Source organism: Paraburkholderia tropica, assembly GCF_900109265.1.
In the GTDB taxonomy this organism is placed as follows: domain Bacteria; phylum Pseudomonadota; class Gammaproteobacteria; order Burkholderiales; family Burkholderiaceae; genus Paraburkholderia; species Paraburkholderia tropica.
In genome coordinates this window covers 1-20,147 of sequence record NZ_FNZM01000039.1, presented here as the reverse complement: position 1 = coordinate 20,147, position 20,147 = coordinate 1, and the positions used below count along the sequence as shown (strand labels likewise).

17 protein-coding genes, 1 pseudogene and 1 riboswitch are annotated in these 20,147 nt (G+C 63.0%); of the genes and pseudogenes, 12 read left to right on the top strand and 6 right to left on the bottom strand.

What is annotated here, in order from left to right; all coding sequences use genetic code 11:
• Positions 1–19: 19 nt before the first annotated feature.
• The 4 genes from BMY06_RS36855 to BMY06_RS36840 form a co-directional block, all read right to left on the bottom strand.
• Positions 20–874 (bottom strand): DJ-1/PfpI family protein, encoded by an 855-nt coding sequence (locus BMY06_RS36855; RefSeq protein ID WP_074987754.1) that lies wholly within the window; start codon positions 872–874, stop codon positions 20–22.
• A gap of 140 nt (positions 875–1,014) precedes the next feature.
• Complete coding sequence (locus BMY06_RS36850) at positions 1,015–1,761, bottom strand: SDR family oxidoreductase (RefSeq protein WP_074987764.1); 747 nt, start codon at positions 1,759–1,761, stop codon at positions 1,015–1,017.
• A gap of 292 nt (positions 1,762–2,053) precedes the next feature.
• Entirely contained in the window at positions 2,054–2,404 is a 351-nt protein-coding gene (locus BMY06_RS36845) for a VOC family protein (RefSeq protein WP_074987753.1), read from the bottom strand.
• A gap of 179 nt (positions 2,405–2,583) precedes the next feature.
• The gene (locus tag BMY06_RS36840) at positions 2,584–3,312 is read right to left on the bottom strand and encodes a sulfite exporter TauE/SafE family protein (RefSeq protein ID WP_074987752.1); all 729 of its coding nucleotides are present in this window, start codon (positions 3,310–3,312) and stop codon (positions 2,584–2,586) included.
• Positions 3,313–3,541: 229 nt separating this feature from the next.
• Between BMY06_RS36840 and BMY06_RS36835 the strand changes: the two genes are divergently transcribed.
• On the top strand, positions 3,542–4,471 hold the full coding sequence (locus tag BMY06_RS36835) for a LysR substrate-binding domain-containing protein (RefSeq protein WP_074987751.1): 930 nt from the start codon (positions 3,542–3,544) through the stop codon (positions 4,469–4,471).
• Between the two features lie 106 nt (positions 4,472–4,577).
• Positions 4,578–4,774, top strand: a riboswitch (cobalamin riboswitch).
• Between the two features lie 90 nt (positions 4,775–4,864).
• A complete protein-coding gene (locus tag BMY06_RS36830; protein ID WP_074987750.1) occupies positions 4,865–5,923 on the top strand; it encodes a HoxN/HupN/NixA family nickel/cobalt transporter in 1,059 nt (352 codons plus the stop codon).
• Between the two features lie 76 nt (positions 5,924–5,999).
• On the opposite strand, the gene BMY06_RS36825 is transcribed toward BMY06_RS36830, so the two are convergent.
• Positions 6,000–7,295: an amino acid permease gene (locus BMY06_RS36825; protein ID WP_234774658.1), complete on the bottom strand. Its 1,296-nt coding sequence runs from the start codon at positions 7,293–7,295 to the stop codon at positions 6,000–6,002.
• Positions 7,296–7,896: 601 nt separating this feature from the next.
• On the opposite strand from BMY06_RS36825, the gene BMY06_RS36820 reads away from it, so the two are divergent.
• From BMY06_RS36820 to BMY06_RS36795, 6 genes are all read left to right on the top strand, one after another.
• A complete protein-coding gene (locus BMY06_RS36820) occupies positions 7,897–9,216 on the top strand; it encodes an NAD(P)/FAD-dependent oxidoreductase (RefSeq protein WP_074987749.1) in 1,320 nt (439 codons plus the stop codon).
• 153 nt (positions 9,217–9,369) lie between these two features.
• Entirely contained in the window at positions 9,370–10,701 is a 1,332-nt protein-coding gene (locus BMY06_RS36815) for an MFS transporter (protein ID WP_074987748.1), read from the top strand.
• Positions 10,702–10,751: 50 nt separating this feature from the next.
• Complete coding sequence (locus tag BMY06_RS36810; RefSeq protein ID WP_074987747.1) at positions 10,752–11,660, top strand: dihydrodipicolinate synthase family protein; 909 nt, start codon at positions 10,752–10,754, stop codon at positions 11,658–11,660.
• A complete protein-coding gene (locus BMY06_RS36805; protein ID WP_074987746.1) occupies positions 11,660–13,153 on the top strand; it encodes an aldehyde dehydrogenase in 1,494 nt (497 codons plus the stop codon). The genes BMY06_RS36810 and BMY06_RS36805 overlap by 1 nt, the downstream gene beginning before the upstream one ends.
• 123 nt (positions 13,154–13,276) lie before the next feature.
• A complete protein-coding gene (yddG, locus tag BMY06_RS36800; RefSeq protein WP_074987745.1) occupies positions 13,277–14,233 on the top strand; it encodes an aromatic amino acid DMT transporter YddG in 957 nt (318 codons plus the stop codon).
• Between the two features lie 101 nt (positions 14,234–14,334).
• Positions 14,335–15,060, top strand: coding sequence for a GntR family transcriptional regulator (locus tag BMY06_RS36795; protein ID WP_074987744.1), 726 nt, complete (start codon positions 14,335–14,337; stop codon positions 15,058–15,060).
• A 54-nt stretch (positions 15,061–15,114) separates the two neighbouring features.
• Here the strand turns inward: BMY06_RS36795 and BMY06_RS36790 are convergent, their stop codons facing one another.
• The gene (locus tag BMY06_RS36790; protein WP_234774619.1) at positions 15,115–16,140 is read right to left on the bottom strand and encodes a helix-turn-helix domain-containing protein; all 1,026 of its coding nucleotides are present in this window, start codon (positions 16,138–16,140) and stop codon (positions 15,115–15,117) included.
• Positions 16,141–16,343: 203 nt separating this feature from the next.
• Here BMY06_RS36790 and BMY06_RS36785 point away from each other — a divergent pair, with 203 nt between their 5' ends.
• From BMY06_RS36785 to glyA, 4 genes and pseudogenes are all read left to right on the top strand, one after another.
• Positions 16,344–17,123, top strand: coding sequence for an SDR family NAD(P)-dependent oxidoreductase (locus BMY06_RS36785; RefSeq protein ID WP_074987743.1), 780 nt, complete (start codon positions 16,344–16,346; stop codon positions 17,121–17,123).
• Between the two features lie 150 nt (positions 17,124–17,273).
• Complete coding sequence (locus BMY06_RS36780) at positions 17,274–18,665, top strand: purine-cytosine permease family protein (RefSeq protein WP_074987742.1); 1,392 nt, start codon at positions 17,274–17,276, stop codon at positions 18,663–18,665.
• Between the two features lie 26 nt (positions 18,666–18,691).
• Complete coding sequence (locus BMY06_RS36775) at positions 18,692–19,726, top strand: GlxA family transcriptional regulator (RefSeq protein ID WP_074987741.1); 1,035 nt, start codon at positions 18,692–18,694, stop codon at positions 19,724–19,726.
• A 158-nt stretch (positions 19,727–19,884) separates the two neighbouring features.
• Positions 19,885–20,147 (top strand): annotated as a pseudogene (gene glyA, locus BMY06_RS36770) (serine hydroxymethyltransferase); the annotation flags it as partial.

Below are 20,147 nucleotides of genomic sequence, written 5' to 3'. Positions count from 1 at the left end.
GCGAACGAGGCCGCGCATTTCAGCGAACGCCCGGAATACGGGCGAGTCCACGGGACGCACCGGGCAGTTGTTTGTCCACCATCGCGACAATTTCGGGCCGTGCATCTCGCGGATGCCCCGAATGGAACGGCGGCGCGGGATCGTATTCGATCACGAGCTGCGTGAATTCGGCAGCTTGCTGACCGCGCAGTTTCGCCGCGACGCGAAGCGCGAAATCGATACCTGCCGTTACGCCGCCGCCGCTCATGAAGCGGCCGTTATCGTCTTCCACGAAACGATCCGGCACGGGAATCGCGCCATACTCGGAGAGCTTGTTGACGAAAGCCCAATGGCAGGCGCTTCGCTTGCCATTGAGAATGCCGGTGGCGGCGAGCACCAGCGACCCGTTGCACACCGACGTCACGTGTTTGGCGCTTTCCGCCAGACGCCTGATCTGCGCCTGATAATCCGGCTGCATCGGCGCGCTTAAATTGGAGCCGCCGGGAACCAGAATCAGATCGGTCTTGTCGATATCGGCCAGTCGTTCCGTGTTGCCATACACGACGCCGAATTCGAGCGTCACGTTGCCGCCATTCAGACTCGCGTAGCGAACGTTCGTATTCGGCAGACGATGAAAAATCTCGCTAGGCCCGGCAAAATCGAGCAGCGTGCCGCCGTCGTAATTGACAATCAAAATGTTGAGCGGATCACTGGGCGCGAGTTCGGCCTTGCCGGCTGCCTGCGCAGAAACAGGCGTCGCGTGGCCGAGCAACGCGCCTCCACCGAGCACGGCGCCCAGCGTGGCGATGCTGCCGAACTTCAGCATGTCGCGGCGCGAACGACCTGCCCCGCTCAGCGATTTGTCCGCGGCCTTGTTTTCACTACTGTCGGTCAAGATGATTCTCCTTGCGCGTCGGCCCCTCCGTGTGCACAACCTGGTTGGGCCGGATTGAAAGCCACCACACCGTGAAAGCGTGGTGGACGTGGGATCGAGGTATGGGCGAGCCGGAAGCGCTTTAATCGCGAGGGGCGGACTTAAAGCTGCGAAGCGCCGCCGTCGACAATCAATTCGGTGCCAATGACATAGGCCGATTCGTCGCTGGCGAGATAGAGCGCAGCGTAGGCAATGTCCTCCGCGCGACCCAGGTGGCCTGCGGGAATGGCTTCGGCAAACTCCGCTTTGCGGTCGCGAACCCATTCCTCGGACATGCCCCATCGGCTGATCAACGGCGTGTCGATCGCACCGGGCGCGATGGCGTTGAAACGGATTTTCCGGTCGAGGAACTCATAAGACCAGCTACGGGCGAGCGATCGTACCGCCGCTTTCGCCGCGGCGGTCAACGAAATACCGTGCTTACCGGTCTGCGCGACGAACGATGTGTTCAGGATGACTGACGATCCTTCATGTAAATCCGGCAGCACCGCTTGAAGCGTGAACACCACGCCCTTCACGTTGATATCCATGATCTCGCTGTAAAGCTTTTCGTCGATATCGTTGAGCGCGGAAGGGAACGCCCAACCGGCGTTGGCAAACACGATATCCAGGCCGCCGAACTGCGCTTTCATCTCGGCGGCAATCGCCCGCATGTCGTCGATCGACCGCACATCGCCTTTGAGCACCAGCGCATGCTCGCCAAGCTCGGCCTTCACGCGATCGAATACGGTCTCGTCGCGGCCTGTCACCGCTACGCGCGCGCCTTCTGCAATAAAAAGCTTCGCGGTCGCGAGACCAATGCCGCTGGTGCCGCCCGTAATCAACGCTGACTTGTTTTTGAGCCTCATGTTCAGTTCCTTTCTTTGCTCGAGTTTGACCACGCCGAAAGCACTGAACGTCATCACGTTGGTGCTCGTGTGCCGGCGTGGTGTCTGCGCAAATTATGGAACCGAGGCGGATTGACTCAAAGGTCGTATAACCCTCAAAAAACGTCACGCATGCCGTCAACCTGAATATCGGCTCGGCAGTCATGGGCAGGACGCTTGCGCGGGATTCCCGTTCGTGAAACAAGGTGTGTTTGAAAAGCCGCGAGGCGGTGACGGATTTTGCTAGCGGTTCAAGTTGAACGGGGAGTTCGACCTAGCCGTATAGGCCGATGCAATTGGCCCAGGGGTCGCGCAGCATGCACATCTGCTTGCCGTCTTCCACATGTGCGGGCCCTCGATAAAGCGTGGCGCCGACGCGCAGGAAATGCCGTAACGCTTCGTCGAAGTCATCGACGCTCCAGTAGACAACCGTACCCGCCGATCCCGCCGAGAGTTTCGCATCGGCAGGAACGATTTCGAGTCTGACGCCATTGAATTCGAGGTAAGTCAGATTGAACGCTTCAAGCGAGCGACGCACAGCGCCTCGAAACGCGGACTGATACCAGTCCAATGCTGCGGGCACATCCGGCACGTACACAAGCACTGCACAGATTGGCGAGTTCATGCGCGCTATCCTTCCATCGTCAAACGAGAATTTAATCGACAAGATGCTGAACCGCGAGATCGACGAACGCGCGTAGACGATGCAGCCGCCGAAGATCGCGGTGAAAGCCCGTCCAGTTATCGCGTTGAGTCGAGCCACGCGGGGGCAGATAACACAACCCGCGGCGCACGTTATCCCCGCTACCGCATCGCCGCCGCCCACAACAGCGAACTGCCGGACGCCAGCATCAAGCCGTCGACAAGCCACCGGAACGTCGACGGTTTCATGCGGATGACCAGGCTTCTCGCGAAGAACGATCCCGACATCAACGCCGCGCCAACGATCAGCCCTTTGCTCCACACGCTCAGCGGCAGCGCGCCGAACGTCTTGAACGCCACGATCTTGGTCGCGTAAACGGCCAGCGATCCGGCGGCTTCCGTGGCAAGAAACGCTCCGCGTTCAAGGCCGTAGGACGTGAACACCGGCACGGTGATCGGACCGGTCGAGACGACGATGCCCGTGAGAAACCCCACCGGACCGCCGATCAGCGCCAGTTGCCAGAGCTTGATCTTCACCGCGCGATGCGCGAGCCAGCGACGCGTGGGGATCATGGCGATAAAGAACACGCCGAGCGCGACGTCGACGAAATGCGCGGGCAGCGCCAGCAGCGTATGCACACCCAGCGCCGCGCCTGGCACGGCCGTCGAGCAATACGCGCCGAACGCCTTCCAGTCGATCTCGCTTCGCCAGGCGCAGACCCTGCCGAGGTTGCCCAAGACGGCGCCGATCGCCATGATCGGCACGGCTTGTTGCGGCCCGAAAAAGAAGACGAGCAGCGGCATCAGCATCATCGACGAACCGGTGCCGATGACGCCGCTGAGCGTTCCCGCCATCACGCCGACGACCAGAACCAGCAGATACCCCGTCATGGCTGACGCCATTCACGCAAGCGCATGCCGGCATCCGTCCGGTATGACGACGACAATGCTGCTGACACGGAAAACAAGTTGAAGCGCATGTGCCCCTCGATGCATGAATGCTGACAGAAATAACCGGGAATTCGCGGACTGGATCGCCACAATTGTGACAATCGTAGGTTCGGCGGCAGCTTATATCAAATGAGTTAATATCGCCGCAGATGAGAATTAAAGTCACATCATGACGCGAACCAGAAACACGTCAGGAAGCGGCGAAAAGCTTCCGCCACTCAATGCGCTCCGCTATTTCGAGGCGGTCGCGCAGCACGGCAGCCTGACCGCGGCGGCGGCGAGCCTGCACGTCACGCACTGGGCGGTCGGCAAGCAGATCCGTCTGCTGGAGGACTGGTTCGGCGTGCCGCTGTTCGAGCGGCGTGCGCGCGGCGTGGTCCTGACCGACGAAGGCGCCGCGCTGCTCGGCGACGTGAGCAGCACATTCGAGCGGCTCGCCACGGCGGCAAGTCGCTTGCGCCACCATGATGTGCCGGTTCGCGTGTCGGGCATCGTGCGCGTGAATGTGCAGCCCAGTTTCGCACTGGGATGGCTGCTGCCGCGTCTGGAAGATTTCCGCAGCCGCTATCCCGAGATCGATCTGCGGCTGTCCACGACCTCGCGCAAATTGCGCTACATCGGCCACGCGTTCGATATCGGCGTGCGCGCGGGGCCGGAAACCGGCGACGGTGTGATCTCCCGTGCGCTGATGGCCGACGTGCGGCTACCCGCGTGCAGCCCGGCGCTTCTGCATCGGCATCCGATTCGGGAAGCGGCGGACCTGCGCCACCACACGTTGCTGCATTCGAGCACCACGCGGTCCGCATGGGCGAGCTGGCTGCGCGAGGCGGGCGCCGCTGATCTACAGCCGCACCGTGAAATCGAACTCGACCACACCTATCTCCAGCTGGCGAGCGCGGTAGAAGGCCTGGGCGTCGCGCTCGCGTCGCTGCCGCTGATTGCTCGGGACATCGCCGCCGGGCGGCTCGTCTGCCCGATTGCCGCGCCGGGATGGCGCGCACCCGACTACACGCTGGTAATGAACGCCGATCGCGCGCGCGACGAAGCCGTCGTGGCCTTCGGGCAATGGATGATCGACAGGGCCGGGCGCGAAGCCTGACGTACCGGCAATGGCAACCGCAAGCGCAAGCGCACGCCATCGAATACCTCGCCATCGAATCCAGGCTTTTTTCTCGTGTGCAATTGACGTCTGGGCCGTCCGCCCATTACGCTTGCGGGCTGATGGTTCCCGGCGACGGGATCAAAAGGGAACGCAGTGACGACGCCTTGCGTCGAGTCTGCGGCTGCCCCCGCAACTGTAAGCGGCGAGTTCGTGCCATTCGGCGCCACTGGGAAACCGGGAAGGCGGGCATGAGAACCGTGACCCGCAAGCCAGGAGACCTGCCATCGACCGAGGTCCATGCAGCCGCAACGGGCGGGGTGTCCCAATGCGCAAACCACCGCTTCGCGCGGTGCTTCGTTGCAGGACAGCCCCGACCTCAGGATCTGTCACATGTCCATCGCTCTCGAACCGGCCGCTGCGCCGGGAACCCTTCGCCGTCGCGTCGCCGGCATTTACGCCGTGCTCGCGGTCTTCAATATCGGCGCGTGGATCTGGGCGTTCATCGCCTTTCACGCGCAGCCGCTGCTGCTCGGCACCGGCCTGCTCGCCTATGGTTTCGGCTTGCGTCATGCCGTCGACGCCGACCATATCGCCGCCATCGACAACGTCACCCGCAAGCTGATGCAGGACGGCCGGCGTCCGGTTTCCGTAGGTTTCTTTTTCGCGCTCGGTCACTCGGCCGTGGTGCTGCTCGTGGCGATTGCCGTCGCGGCGACGGCGGCGGCGCTCGAAAGCCGCTTCGAGGCGTGGAAGGATATCGGCGGGGTCATTTCGACGAGCGTCTCCGCGCTGTTTCTGTTTCTGATCGCCGCGATGAACATCGTCATTCTGCGCGGCGTGTGGCGCGCGTTCGGCAAGGTCCGGCGCGGCGAGCGCTACGACAACGACGACCTCGATCTGCTGTTGAACAGCCGCGGCCTGCTTTCGCGCCTGTTCCGCCCGCTGTTTCGCCTCGTGTCTCGACCGCTGTGGATGCTGCCGCTCGGCTTTCTGTTCGGGCTCGGTTTCGACACCGCGACCGAAGTGAGCCTGCTGGGCATTTCCGCGAGCCAGGCGGCGCAAGGCGTGTCGATGGGCGTGGTGCTCGTGTTTCCGGTGCTGTTCGCGGCGGGCATGTCGCTCGTCGATACGACCGACGGCATCCTGATGCTCGGCGCCTACGACTGGGCCTTCGTGCGCCCCATCCGCAAGCTCTATTACAACCTCACGATCACGCTCGTTTCCGTCGCGGTCGCGGTGCTCATCGGCGGTATCGAAACACTCGGTCTGCTCGCCGATCACTTCGACCTCAAGGGCGGCTTCTGGAACGTGATCGGCAGCCTCAACGACAATTTCAACAACCTCGGCTTCGTCATCATCGGCGTGTTTATTTTTGCGTGGGTGATTTCGTTCCTCATTTACCGCCTGAAACGCTACGACGAACTGCCGGCGCTGCAATCCGATCGTTGAACGCGCAATCACGCGACATCGCAAGACGCATTCGACGCCCTCGCCCGCGCACGCAAACGGGCGAGGACGTCGTGGTTCAAGCGCGCCGCTGACGCAGATAACCCACCGCCGCGAGCGCCACGCAACACCCCAACGTGGCGATCACTTCGCCGCGGTGATCTTCGCTGAGCACCATCACCACGAAGGCGCCGCAGATCAACGCAACGACCAGCACGCCCAGGAAGGGGTGCAGCCACATCCGCACCTTCAACGGCCCGGCGGACACGAGTTGCTGGCGCAGACGCAACTGGCTCACGGCAATCACGAGGTAGACCAGCAGCGCGATCGCGCCGGTCGTCGAGAGCAAGGCGTCGAAGACATATTTCGGCGCAAGATAATTCGCCCCGCACGCCACGAACGCCACGAGGCTCGACGCCATCACGGCGCGCGCCGGCACGCCGCTCGCGGTCGTGCGCGTGACGAAGCGCGGCGCCTGCTCGCGCCGGCCGAGCGAATACATCATGCGCGATGCCGTATACAGCGCTGAGTTCAGGCAGCTGCCGACCGCGACCAGAATGAGGCCGTCGGTAATGAGTCGCGCGTACGGAATATGGAAGCTGCGCAGCACGGCCTGATACGCGCCGAGACCCGTCAGATCGGCGTCGTTCCAGGGCACCGTGCAAATGATGACGAGCACCGAGCCGATATAGAACAGCGAAATGCGCCAGACCACCGAGGTAATCGCGCGGCCGATTTCCCGCGCGGGATTTTCCGATTCCGCCGCAGCGATCGTCACCACTTCAGTGCCGAGGAACGTGAACATCGTCGTCAGCAACGCACCGACGATCGGCGCCATGCCGCGCGGCATGAATCCGCCATGACCGGTCAGCGTGTGCCACGGCGTGAGGTGGACGGACGGCATCAGCCCCGCGATCGCCGCAATCCCGCAGCCGATAAACAGCAGAATGCCGGCCACCTTGATGATCGCAAACCAGAACTCCAGTTCGCCGTAATTCTTGACGCTCGCGAGGTTCGCGACCGTGAGCGCGGCCGTCACGAGCACCGAGATCTGCCAGACCGGCACGTCGGGCACCCAGCCGTTCAGAATGTGCGCGGCGGCCGTCGCTTCGAGCGGCACGACGAGCACCCAGAACCACCAGTACATCCAGCCGATCGTGAAACCGGCCCACGAGCCGATCGCCTTGTCGGCATAGGTGGAGAACGAGCCGGAGTCGGGCATCGCACACGCCATCTCGCCGAGCATGCGCATCACCGTTACGACCAGCAGGCTGCCGAACACATAGGCCAGCACGGCGGCGGGCCCCGCTTCCGCAATCGCGTGGCCCGAACCGACGAACAGCCCCGCGCCGATGCTGCCGCCGATCGACAGCATCACCACATGCCGCTGCTTGAGCCCATCGGAGAGCCGGTGCGACCCGGAACTCGCGCCAGCGCTGCGGCCAGGTTCCGCGTAACCCGCGGGCGCGCCATCGATCAAACCGGCTTGCCTATCAATCTGTCGCATCTGTCTTCCTCCTCCGTGTTTTTGTCGGGGACATCGTCAGGCCATTGCCTTTGATCGCCTTCATGATCCCGAGCCAATAACGCCGGATATAGAACCGTTCCGACCGTCCCTATAACGGTCGCGACAGTGCGCCCCCACCCGCGGCTTGCGCTCGCCGCCTCGCCTGGCCTGCCTTGCCACCCTCTTTCGCCGCTCAGTCCAAGGGAAAACCCTTGCCCGATACAGGCGCGTACCGTCTCGCCGGCGATGCGTAATCTCAGCGCGTAAACCCTTATTCTGGTTCAGTCTTATTCAAACCTATACTGCGTCTACAATTTGTATACAGCAATGTTGGACGACGGAATACAGAATCCAACCGATGGTCTGGAAGACGCCGTCGCGCTGTACGGCCCCGAGGGGGCAGCGCATGCATCCGGTGCGCGATCACCCGAAGGTGCAGTGGGTTTCAAAAGCGATATTGGAATTAGCAATGCAAACGGTTACCTCGCTCCCCGCGGACGACAAGATGTGTGGCTGGTATCACACGAGTCGCGCACGCACGCCCAGGCCTGGCCACACGGGAGAATCGCAGGCTCGCTGGGCGATCATCGGCGCCGGTTTCACCGGCCTCGCCGCCGCCCGGCAGCTCGCCCTGAATTTCCCCGACGACGAAATCGTGCTGATCGACGCCCAGGAGGTCGGCTTCGGCACCTCGGGGCGCAATGCCGGTTTCGCGATCGACCTGCCGCACGACATCGGCGCGGACGATTACATCGGCGACATCGACACCGCCCGCACCACGCTCAAGCTCAACCTGCTCGGCCAGACCATCCTGCGCGATCTGGTCGACGAGCACGGCATCGACTGCCATATGACCGCGTCCGGCAAATACCAGGCGGCCGTGGAAGAACGCGGCGTGGCCGTGCTCGACGCGTATCGCCGAGGTCTCGACAAACTGGGTCAGCCGTATCAGGTGATCGACGGCGCGGCGCTGCCCGAACATATCGGCACGTCGTTTTATCGCAAGGCGCTGTTCACGCCGGGCACGGTGCTCGTGCAGCCGTCGGGTCTCGTCAAGGGTCTCGCCGATTGCCTGCCGCCCAACGTCACGCTCTACGAAGGCACCGCGATCACCGACGTCGATTACGGCGAGAAGATCGTGCTCGCGCATCGCAACGGCCGCATCGTGGCCGACAAACTGGTGCTCGCCAACAACGCGTTCGGCATGCGCTTCGGCTTCCTCGCGCGCACGATGTTGCCGGTGTTTCTCTACGCGAGCCTCACGCGGCCGCTGACCGCCGCGGAGCAGGCCGAACTCGGCGGCAAGCCGGTCTGGGGCGTGATTCCCGCCGACCCGTTCGGCAGCACGCTGCGCCGCACGCACGACAACCGCATCCTCGTGCGCAACAGTTTCTCGTTCAATCCCGACGGCCGCCCCAGAGAGCAATGCCTCGACCGCTTCGCGCAACGTCATCGCCTGTCGTTCGAACGGCGTTTCCCGATGTTGCCGCAGGTCGATTTCGAGTACACCTGGAGTGGTTCGCTCGCGCTTTCGCAGAATCACAAGGGCTTTTTCGGGCAACTCGCGCCGAACGTCTACGGCGCGCTGTGCTGCAACGGACTCGGCATCACGCGCGGCACGGTCACGGGCACGCTGCTCGCCGACTGGCTCGCGGGCAAGCCCAATGAACTGACGAATTTCCTGCTCGACACGTCCGGCCCCAACAAGGCGCCGCCCGAGCCGTTCCTCTCGGTGGGCGTGAACGCAACACTCTGGTGGGGACAGCGCAAGGCAGGACTCGAAGCCTGATTTGCATCCAGATTCGCATATCGACCGCGAAGCAACGCGATAAACCGGCAAATCAGCATATAGACCGATCGCACCTTATACGAAGCACAGGACGCGACAGACATGATTCGTATAACGAATCATTGCGTCCCTTTTCATGGAAGGAGACTGGCAATGTCGAACAATCACGTATCCATCGAGGACGTTCCGCTCAATGGATTCCATCAGTTGCTGACCATCCGTTCGAGCGGCGGCTGGCTCATGGATGGCTATGTCCTGAGCATCATCGGCGTGGCGATGGTGCAGTTTTCCTCGGCGCTCGGTCTGACCAGTTTCTGGGAAGGCATGGTGGCCGCTTCGGCGCTGATTGGCATCTTCGTGGGCGGCTTCGCGGGCGGCTGGCTGTCCGACCGCCTGGGTCGCCAGAAGCCCTATTTTTTCGGGCCCGTTATCTTCTTCGTCTGCTCGCTCGCACAGCTTTGGGTGCAATCCGGCGAGGCGCTGTTCTTCCTGCGCTTCCTGATCGGCATCGGCGTGGGGATCGAATATCCGGTGGCCGGTTCGCTGCTGGTCGAATTCATGCCGCGCAAATATCGCGGCCCGCGTCTCGCCTTGCTGACGATCATCTGGTTCCTCGGCGCGGCGCTCGCGTATATCGTCGGCAATCTGATTCTGAGCAGCGGCGCGCACGATGCGTGGCGCTGGGTGCTCGCGAGTCCCGCCGTGATCGGCATCGTGCTGTTCGTCGTGCGCATCGGCACGCCCGAGTCGCCGCGCTGGCTGCTCAGCAAGGGACGCAAGGCCGAAGCCGAAGCGATCATCAAGAAGGTCTACGGTCCCGATTTTTCGCTGAACAATCTGCCTGAAGAAAAGGCCGAAAAGAAGATCTCGCTGTGGTCGCTGCTGCATTCCGGCTACGGCAAGCGCATGTTGTTCGTCACGCTGTTCTGGAGCTGCTCGGTGATTCCCGTGTTCGCGGTCTATTCGTTCGCGCCGCGCGTGCTCGAAGCGCTCAATCTGACCGGCCGCTGGGAATCGCTCGGCTCGGTCGCCATCACGCTGCTGTTCGTGGTCGGCTGCATCATCGCCACGCGCGTCATCAACGTGCTGGGCCGCCGCGCGATGGTGATCCACAGCTTCCTGTGGTCGGCGCTCGCGCTGCTCGCGCTCGGCGCGTGCTCGAACGGCTCGGCCATTCTGATTCTCGTGCTGTTCGGCGCCTATGCGGTGCTGATCGGCGGCGCTCAGGTGCTGCAACTCGTCTACCCCAACGAAATTTTCCCGACCGATATCCGCGCCTTCGCGGTAGGCATGGGCGCATCGCTCTCGCGCATCGGCGCGGCGATCGGCACCTGGCTCGTGCCGATCGCGCTCAACAGCATCGGCATCGGCAACACCATGTATGCGGCCGCGGCCGTGTCCTTCGTCGGTCTTGCTGCCTCGCTTGCGCTCGCGCCTGAAACGCGTTCGCTGAGCCTGCAGGAAGCCGCTTCGCTCAATCACTGAACCCGTCGATCCGACGCTCCCTCATTTCAATCTTCACGGAAACAGTCATCATGAAATTCGAAGGCATCTACACCCCGGCCATCACGCCCCTCGACGCCGCCGGACAGATCGACAACAAAGCCTTTGCCGAAGTGCTCGAATCGCTGATTGCCGCGGGCGTGCACGGCATCATCATCGGCGGCTCGACGGGCGAGTACTACGCGCACACCGCGCAGGAACGCTTCGATCTCGGCAAGCTCGCGAAGGAAGTGATCGGCTCGCGCACCGCGCTGATCATCGGCACGGGCGCCGTGCGCACGGAAGATTCGGTCGAATACGCGAAGGCCGCGAAGGCGATCAAGGCCGATGCGATTCTGGTCGGCTCGCCGCCCTATGCGCTGCCGACCGAGCAGGAAAACGCCGAGCACGCGCTCGCCATCGACCGCGCCGCCGACCTGCCGATCATGCTGTACAACTACCCCGGCCGCATGAGCGTTTCGATGGGCCGCGAATTCTTCGAGATCGTCACGAAGGCTTCGAAGAACTTCGTCGCGATCAAGGAAAGCTCGGGCCAGACGGGTCAACTGCACATGCTGGCGCGCGAGTTTCCGACTCTGTCCGTGTCGTGCGGCTGGGACGATCAGGCGCTGGAATTCTTCGCATGGGGCGCGCGCAGCTGGGTCTGCGCCGGTTCGAACTTCTTGCCCGCCGAGCACATCGCGCTGTACCAGGCGTGCGCCGTGGAAAACGATTTCAACAAGGGCCGCCGCATCATGTCCGCGATGCTGCCGCTGATGGACTTCCTCGAAGAAGGCAAGTTCGTGCAGTCGATCAAGCACGGCTGCGAAATCATCGGCTTGCGCAGTGGCGGCGTGCGCGCGCCGCTCAAGGGTCTCAATGACGACGAGAAGCAGCGCCTGCACACCATCGTCACGGCGCTCAAGCGCGAAGTGGCGGCCGTGACCGGAGGCCAGGGCTGATGGCCGATCTGCTTTCCGCTCAGGAATACGCCGCGCTGGCCGCGCGGCTGACCTTGCCGACCGAGGCGTTCATCGACGGCGCATTCCAGCCTTCGGTGTCGGGCGCGACGTTCGCCACCACGAACCCGGCCACGAACGAGGTGCTCGCGCACATCGCCGCCTGCAACGCCGCCGACGTCGATCGCGCCGTGGCCAGCGCCCGCGCGGCGTATCGCGACGGCCGCTGGCGCAAGCTGCCGCCCTCGCAACGCAAGTCGATTCTGCTGAAGTTCGCCGATCTGCTCGAAGCAAACGCGCACGAACTCGCGACGATGGAAAGCCTCGACAGCGGCAAGCCCATTCGCGAGTGCCAGAACACCGACGTGCCCGAAACGATTCATACGATTCGCTGGCACGCCGAGCTGATCGACAAGATCTACGACTCCACCGCGCCGGTCGGATCGGGCGCGCTCTCGCTGGTCGTGCGCGAGCCGATCGGCGTGGTCGGTCTCGTGTTGCCGTGGAATTTCCCGCTGCTGATGCTCGCGTGGAAGATCGGTCCGTCGCTGGCCGCCGGTTGCTCGATCGTCGTGAAGCCCGCGAAGGAAACCACGCTCACGGCGCTGCGCGTGGCCGAACTCGCGCACGAAGCGGGCGTGCCGGCGGGCGTTTTCAACGTGCTGCCGGGCGGCGGCCAGGAAGTGGGCGAGCCGCTGGGCCTGCACATGGACGTCGACATGGTGAGCTTCACAGGCTCCACCGCCACGGGCCGGCGCTTCCTGCACTATGCGGCCGAGTCCAATCTGAAGCGGATTGTGTTAGAGTGCGGCGGCAAAAATCCGGCCGTGGTGCTCAAGGACGCCGACGATCTCGATACCGTTGCGCAGCACGTCGTCAACGGCGCGTTCTGGAACATGGGCGAAAACTGCTCGGCGTCCTCGCGCCTGATCGTGCATGCCGACATCAAGGACGCGCTGCTCGAACGCATCGGCGTGCAGATGCGCGAATGGAAGATGGGCGATCCGCTCGATCCCGAACACCGCATCGGCGCGATGGTCAGCCAGTCGCACTTCGAGAAGGTCCGCTCGTATCTCGTGCAGGCGCAGACGGAGCAACTGCGCGTGGCCTTCGGCGGCGACACGGAGCGCGGCATCTTCGTCGAGCCGACCGTGGTCGACGGCGTGAGTTCGACGAGCCGCCTGTTCCAGGAAGAGATCTTCGGACCGGTGCTCGCCGTCACGACGTTCACGGACCTCGACGAAGCCATCGCGCTCGCGAACGACTCGGTCTATGGCCTCGCCGCTTCGGTCTACACCAGCAACCTGAACCACGCGATCCGCCTGTCGCGCGAGATCCGCGCGGGCGTCGTGACCGTCAACTGCTTCGGCGAAGGCGACATCACGACACCGTTCGGCGGCTACAAGGAGTCGGGTTTCGGCGGCCGGGACAAGTCCATCTGGGCGCACGATCAATACACCGAGATCAAGACGATCTGGATCGATACGCCCGCGTGAATGCCTGCACCCGCCTGACGCTTGACCGGTCAGGTGCATTCGGCGTGCTCGCCGTGGCCGGACTTGCGCTGCCGGCCATGGCGCGCGCGTGGGGAATATGAATTATCAAGGCAGATTCGAGGTATGAAAAAGGATACGGCCACGCTGATCGGGCTCGTCGCAATCATGTTGTGGGCGTCGATCGTCGCCCTGATTCGCGGGGTCAGCGAAAGTCTGGGCGCGACCGGCGGCGCCGCCATGATGTACACGGTGGCGTCCGTCTTTCTCGCGTTGACGGTCGGCTTCCCCAATCTCAGGCAATTTCCGCGAAATTATCTGATCTGGGGAAGTCTGCTATTCGTCGCCTACGAACTGTGCCTTTCGCTCTCGATCGGTTATGCCGATAACGGCCGGCAGGCGATCGAAGTCGGCATGGTCAATTATCTGTGGCCGACCTTCACGCTGATCTCGGCCATCGTCTTCAACAAGCAGAAGGCCAATCTGCTCGTCGTGCCCGGTTTCGTGCTCTCGATGCTCGGCATCGGCTGGGTGCTGGGCGGTGATCGCGGCATCGACCTCGCGGGCATGCTCGGCAACGTCAAGGACAACCCGCTGAGCTACGGCCTCGCGTTCAGCGGCGCGCTGATCTGGGCTGCGTACTGCACGGTGACGGCGCGCATCGCGAACGGCAAGAACGGCGTGACGCCGTTCTTCATGCTCGTTTCGGCGGTGCTGTGGCTCAAATTCGCGCTAGAAGGCGGCGGCGCGATGCACTTCGACACGCCCGCGCTGATCTATCTGTTCCTGGCCGCGGCGGCGATGGGCTTCGGCTACGCGGCCTGGAACATCGGCATTCTGCATGGCAACGCCACGGTGCTCGCGGGCGCGTCGTATTTCATTCCGGTGATTTCCGCCGCCCTGGCCGCCACGCTGCTGCACGCGCCGCTCTCCGACGCGTTCTGGCACGGCGCCTTGATGGTCTGCGCGGGATCGATTCTGTGCTGGATCGCCACGCGCCCTCGCCGACCGGGAAAGGCCGCGCGCAAGGCCGCCGCGAACGAAGCCGAAGCCGTAGAAAAGCGAATTGGGGAGCGCGTTTGACCGGCCGCGGAGCACGCCTCGCGCAAACCGCGCCCGAGGCGTCATCTGGAGATTTTCTGTCCGTCGCTTTATAGTACACAAAAGGTAGACAGAGAATCCCCATGAAATCGAGCCCCGACGAGTTCCAGATCGACAGCAACGCCCCCATCGACCGCAAGGCGGTTTTAGCCGAAACCCTGCGCCGCCGCATCGTCAGCATGGAACTGAAGCCGGGCGCCGTGGTGGACGAACTGGCGCTGTGCGAGGAATTCGGCCTCTCACGCCCGCCCGTGCGCGAACTGATGCGCCAGATGGCGGCCGAGGGGTATATCGAGCTGGAAGCCAATCGCGCGGCGCGAGTGTCGTCGATGAACTATCACTCGCTGCGCAGTTTCTTTCTGGCCGCACCGCTCATTTACGTCGCGACGACGCAACTCGCGGCGGCCAACGCCACCGCCGCCGACATCGCGAAACTGCGCGCCATCCAGAAGCATTTCCGCCAGGCCATCGACGCGCACGACGTGGAAAACCGGGTGCTCTACAACGACCAGTTCCACCTCGAAATCGGCACGATGGCGCAGAACGACTATCTGATGCCCAGCCTGCGCCGCCTGCTGATCGATCACGCGCGTCTGGGCAAGACCTTTTATCGCTACCCCGCCACTGAAAACATGCAGCACGAGATGCATCAGGCAGCGGATCAGCACGATGAAATCATCGACGCGATCGAGCGCCGCGATACCGAACGCGCGGGCGAACTCGTGAGAGCGCATTGGGAATTGTCGCGCCGTCATATGACCGACTATGCGATTCCGGAAGGGCTGGATGTGCCGCTGAGTTTTGCCTGAATGAATTGCGCCTGAATCAAGCGTGATCCACGGGTGATTCAAACCTCGCGACATTCAAACGCTCGCACGCCGGCAACGGCGCACCGTCTCCGAAGGCAGTTCGCCGAACATGGTGCGATAGTCCTGCGCGAAACTGCCGAGATGCAGAAAGCCCCATTTCGTGGCCGCCGCCGTGACCGAATCGCCGCTGCGCAATGCGCGGCGCACGTGATTGAGCCGAACCGCGCGCAGATACGCCACGGGATTCAGATCGAGCACATGCTGAAACGCGTACTGAATCGTTCTGCGGCTCACGCCTAGCTGGCCGCACAACTCCGCGATCGACAGCGGGCAGGTTTCGGCCACTTCGAGACACCGCTGCGTGGCCGCGACCAGCGCCGCATGGCTCGCATGCGGCGCAACGCTGCGCGTTTGATCGCGTGCGCCGTGTTCCAGCACCTCCGACAACAGCGACAACACCGCGCCCTGCAACGCCATCGCACGCTCGCGCCCGGTCTGCGTCACGGTGATCGACAGCGCGTGGCGCAGCACGTCGCGAAAACGCTGCGCCGTGGCTTCGCTCATCGGCACGACGGGCGCCATATCGGTTTTGGCAAGCGAGCCCGCAAATACACGCAACGCGTCGCTGTCGATTTCATCGACATGAATTTCGACGTTCGCAAGCACGTGATGATCGGGCGAAAAGAATTCGAATTCCTCAACGCTCGAAAATACGTGCAGGCTGTCGCGACCGCTTGCGTGTCCGCACATGCGCGCATGGCCGTCGAGTTCGAGCGGCACCGCAATCGCAATCCTCCCCGCGGGCACCGAGCCGCGCTGAAGAATGACCTTGTCGAGATGCTCGACCAGCACGCGCACGCCGCCTATCGACGCAATGGACGACGAGCCGCTGAACGCGCCGCGCGAAATCTGCGTGTAATCGAGATCCCAGCCACTGAAAATGCGGGCCTGTTCATCCACGTCCGTGAAGGCGCAAAACGCGACCGAACGCATCGCCTGGACGGCGCGCTCGGGCTGATCTGCGAGAAGACGGGAATCGGTGCGCATACGCATCAGGCTCGGAACTCGGAATTCACTCATTCACTATCCGGTCCATTCTAGCGAAAACCCTCGCGCGTCAAAATGCCCTGCAAAAACCGGGGAAAACCCGCGATTGCCGAAATCCGATAGTCACGCGTTCAGCCGAAATCTAATCTGCGATGCGCACGCCGCGCCGCTTTCGAGCGGTCGCGCCGACTGGCCCTTGGCGCGCTCATGCGCCATGCAACACAGGATAACGAATCATGAACGCTCGACTCGACGGCCGGCTCGCCGGCAAGGTCGCCATCATCAGTGGCGGTGCGGGAGGATGCGGCGCGGCCGCTTCGACGCTGTTCGCGCGGCAGGGTGCGCGCGTCGCGATCATCGACCGTGACGGCGACGCCGCCGAAACGCTCGCCTCGATACTGCGCGACGAAGGTTTGAGCGCCGCCGGTTTTGGCGCCGATGTCGCGCGCAAACAGGACGTCGCGCGTGCCGTTGCCGCCGCGCGCGAAACCTTCGGCCCCGCCGACGTGCTGTTCAATCACGCGGGCACCCTGATCGTCAAACCATTCCTCGATATCGAAGAAGACGAATGGGACTGGCTCATGGCCGTCAACGTCAAAAGCATGTATCTGATGACGCAGGCGGTCCTGCCGCAAATGCTGGAAAAAGCGGCGGGCACGATCATTTGCACGTCGTCGATTTCCGCCGTGTGCGCGACGCCCGGCGAAGTGCTGTACGACACCACCAAGGGCGCCTGCCATATGTTCGCGCGCGCGATCGCGATCGAATATCGCGAACGCGGCATCCGCTGCAACGCCATAGCGCCGGGTTTCATTCGCACGCCGCACGGAATTCGCGAAATCGATCAATTGCGCGCGATGGGCGTCGATGTGTCGGAAAACTCGATCGCGCAGCAACAGGGCCGACTCTGCGAACCGTCCGAAGTGGCCGCCGCCGCGCTCTTTCTTGCGTCTGACGAATCGAGTTTTGTGAATGGCGCACATCTCTTCGTGGACAACGGTTTTTCCGCGCTCTGATTCTCCGCGCCGCGCCCCGCGTTCCGTATCGACCCTGGGTTGCCGATATCCGATAGTGGCCAAAAAAAGCCTCTCCTAGAGTGGGCGCATCACACCGTCACGCGCGCCATGCACGCACGCGTGACGGTCAACCCGGAGGGAGACCCCGTCATGGATGTCGAAAATCGCAGCATCGAATTTATTCCGCATGGCGAGCGTTACGGCACGCCCAAGCGGCTGTTTACGATCTGGTTCAGCGCCAACATGCAGGTGACCGCACTGGTGGTCGGCACGCTGGGCATCGTCGCGGGCATGAGTCTCGCGTGGACGCTCGTCGCGCTCGTCGTAGGCAATGTGATCGGCACGATTTTCATGGCGGCGCATTCCGCGCAAGGGCCGCATCTGGGCATTCCGCAGATGATCCAGAGCCGCGCGCAATTCGGCGTGTATGGCGCGGCATTGCCGCTCGTGATCGTGACGCTCGCCTATGTGCTGTTCGTCGCCGCCGACGGCGTAGTGATGCGCGAATCGATCAAGTCGATTTACCCGATGTCCGACAATGCCGCGATTATCGTATTCGGCGCGTTGACGTTCGTGATCAGCTATATCGGCTATGAATTGATTCACCGCTTTGGCGCGACCATGACGGTGCTGTCGATTCTCGTCTTCGCGGCCACCGCGCTGATTCTGGTTTTCTCGCCGCACGTGCACGTCACGCTGCAAACCGCGAAACACGGCTTTTCCGTGGGCGCTTTCAATCTCGTGGTCGCGCAAGCGGCTTCGTGGACGCTCGGTTTCGGCCCTTACGTCGCGGACTATTCGCGCTATCTGCCGGACAGCGTGCGCACGCGCGACACGTTCTGGTACACCTATCTGGGCGGCCTGCTCGGCTCGCTCGCCGTGATGGTGTTGGGCGCGGTGCTCGCCACGGTATCGACTTCCGTGGTCAACGATCCCGGCACGGCCATCGCCGCGTTGTTCGGCGGCTGGGCGCGCCCGGCGCTCATTGTAATCGTGCTCGGCGTACTCGTTTTCAACGTATTGAGCCTGTATAGCGCGTATATGTCGTCGGTGACGATTTTCAGCGGCTTTCGCAGCATGACGCGCATTCGCCGCTCCACCAAATTCGTCGTGCTGTTTCTGCTTTTCGCCGTTTCGACGTGGATCGCAATCGCCACGCAATATCATTTCTCCGACTATTTCGCCGATATTCTCAACGCGCAGATTTACGTGCTGGTGCCCTGGAGTTCGATCAATCTCGTCGATTACTACCTCGTGCGCCGCGGCGCATACAGCGTGAAAGACATGTACGACGCGCGCGGCCACTACGGCACTTTCAACTACAAGACCATCGCAATCTACTGCGCCGGATTCGCCAGCACGCTGCCATTCATGGACCTCTCGTTCTATCACAGCTACTTCGCGAAACTCATCGGCGCGGATGTGAGCTGGATTCCGAGCCTGCTCGTGCCCGGCGTACTCTATTACGTCACGTTCGGACTGCGCGCACGCACGGCCCGCAACGTCGTCGCCGTCGAGCACGACGCGATGCAGCCGCACTGAATCGCGGCGTTTAACTCCGGTTTTCCATGTCTCACCCGATCGCCCCTCTTCATTCCGAAACGCGTCAGCCGATTCGATTCGGCATTGTCCTGCTGCCGAATTTCACGCTGACCGCGTTCTCGGGATTCGTCGATCTGCTGCGCCTCGCGAGCGACGACGGCGATATGAGCCGCCCCGTGCGCTGCTCGTGGACCATCGTCGCCGAATCGCTCGCGCCCATTCGCGCCAGTTGCGGCATTCAGGTCACGCCGTGGACGACCTTCGACGAAGCCGGCACGTTCGATTACCTGTTGGTGGTGGGCGGTCTGCTGCATTCCGGGCCCTCGGCCAGCGAGGCGACGCATCGCTTCATTCGCGCCGCCGCCGCGAGCGGCGCCACGCTGGTCGGCATCTGCACGGGCGCATTCGCGCTCGCCCGCGCGGGCGTGATGGACGGCTACCGGATCTGCGTGAGCTGGTTTCACTATTGGGATTTCGTCGAGCGCTTTCCCGCGATTCCCGAATCGAACCTGATCGCCGACCGTCTGTTCGTGATCGATCGCGCGCGCATCACCTGCTCGGGCGGTCGCGCGTCGATCGACGTGGCCGCCGCGATTCTTTTACGGCATCTCGACGCGGCGATCGTGCAGAAAGCCCAGCGCATCCTGATCGTCGACGATGCGCAGCGCGGCAACGCGCCCCAACCCTATCCGCCGGGTCTCGATCCCGCTTCGCATCCGAAGGTGCGCCGCGCGATTCTCATCATGGAACAGCACATCGCGAATCCGCTCTCGCTGACCGAACTGGCGCGGCGCGTCGACACCTCCGTGCGCCAGCTCGAGCGGCTGTTCGTTGCCGAGACCGGCAAATCGCCCAATGTCTACGGCCGCCAGATGCGCGTGCGCATGGCCGCGTGGATGCTGACCGGCTCCGACCGCACGGTTGCCGATATCGCCATGTCGTGCGGATTCTCGGACGCCTCGCATCTCGGGCGCGAGTTTCGCAAGGAATTCGACGCGTCGCCGGGCGCTTATCGCACCACGCGTCCGCATGCGCTCGATAGCGCAATGTGCGAAGCCTGAAACCCATCCCTGCGGCTTGTCGCAATCGTTCTATCGCGCCCGGCGCGCATGTTCTTAAATAGCTGCACGGCCTGGGGCAATCAACACCACGCTGGAACCTGAGAGCCGATACACCGCCCGATTTCGCGGCTGCCTCGTCAAACCGAAACTGGAAAACCATGTTCAAACGCGCCGTTTCCATCGCCAACGTCGATCCCGAACTCTTCGCCGCGATCGAACTCGAGAACCGCCGCCAGGAAGAGCACATCGAGCTCATCGCGTCGGAAAACTACACCTCGCCCGCCGTCATGGCCGCGCAGGGTTCGCAGCTCACCAACAAATACGCCGAAGGCTATCCCGGTAAGCGTTATTACGGCGGCTGCGAAAACGTCGATATCGTCGAGCAGCTCGCGATCGACCGCGTCAAGGCGCTGTTCGGCGC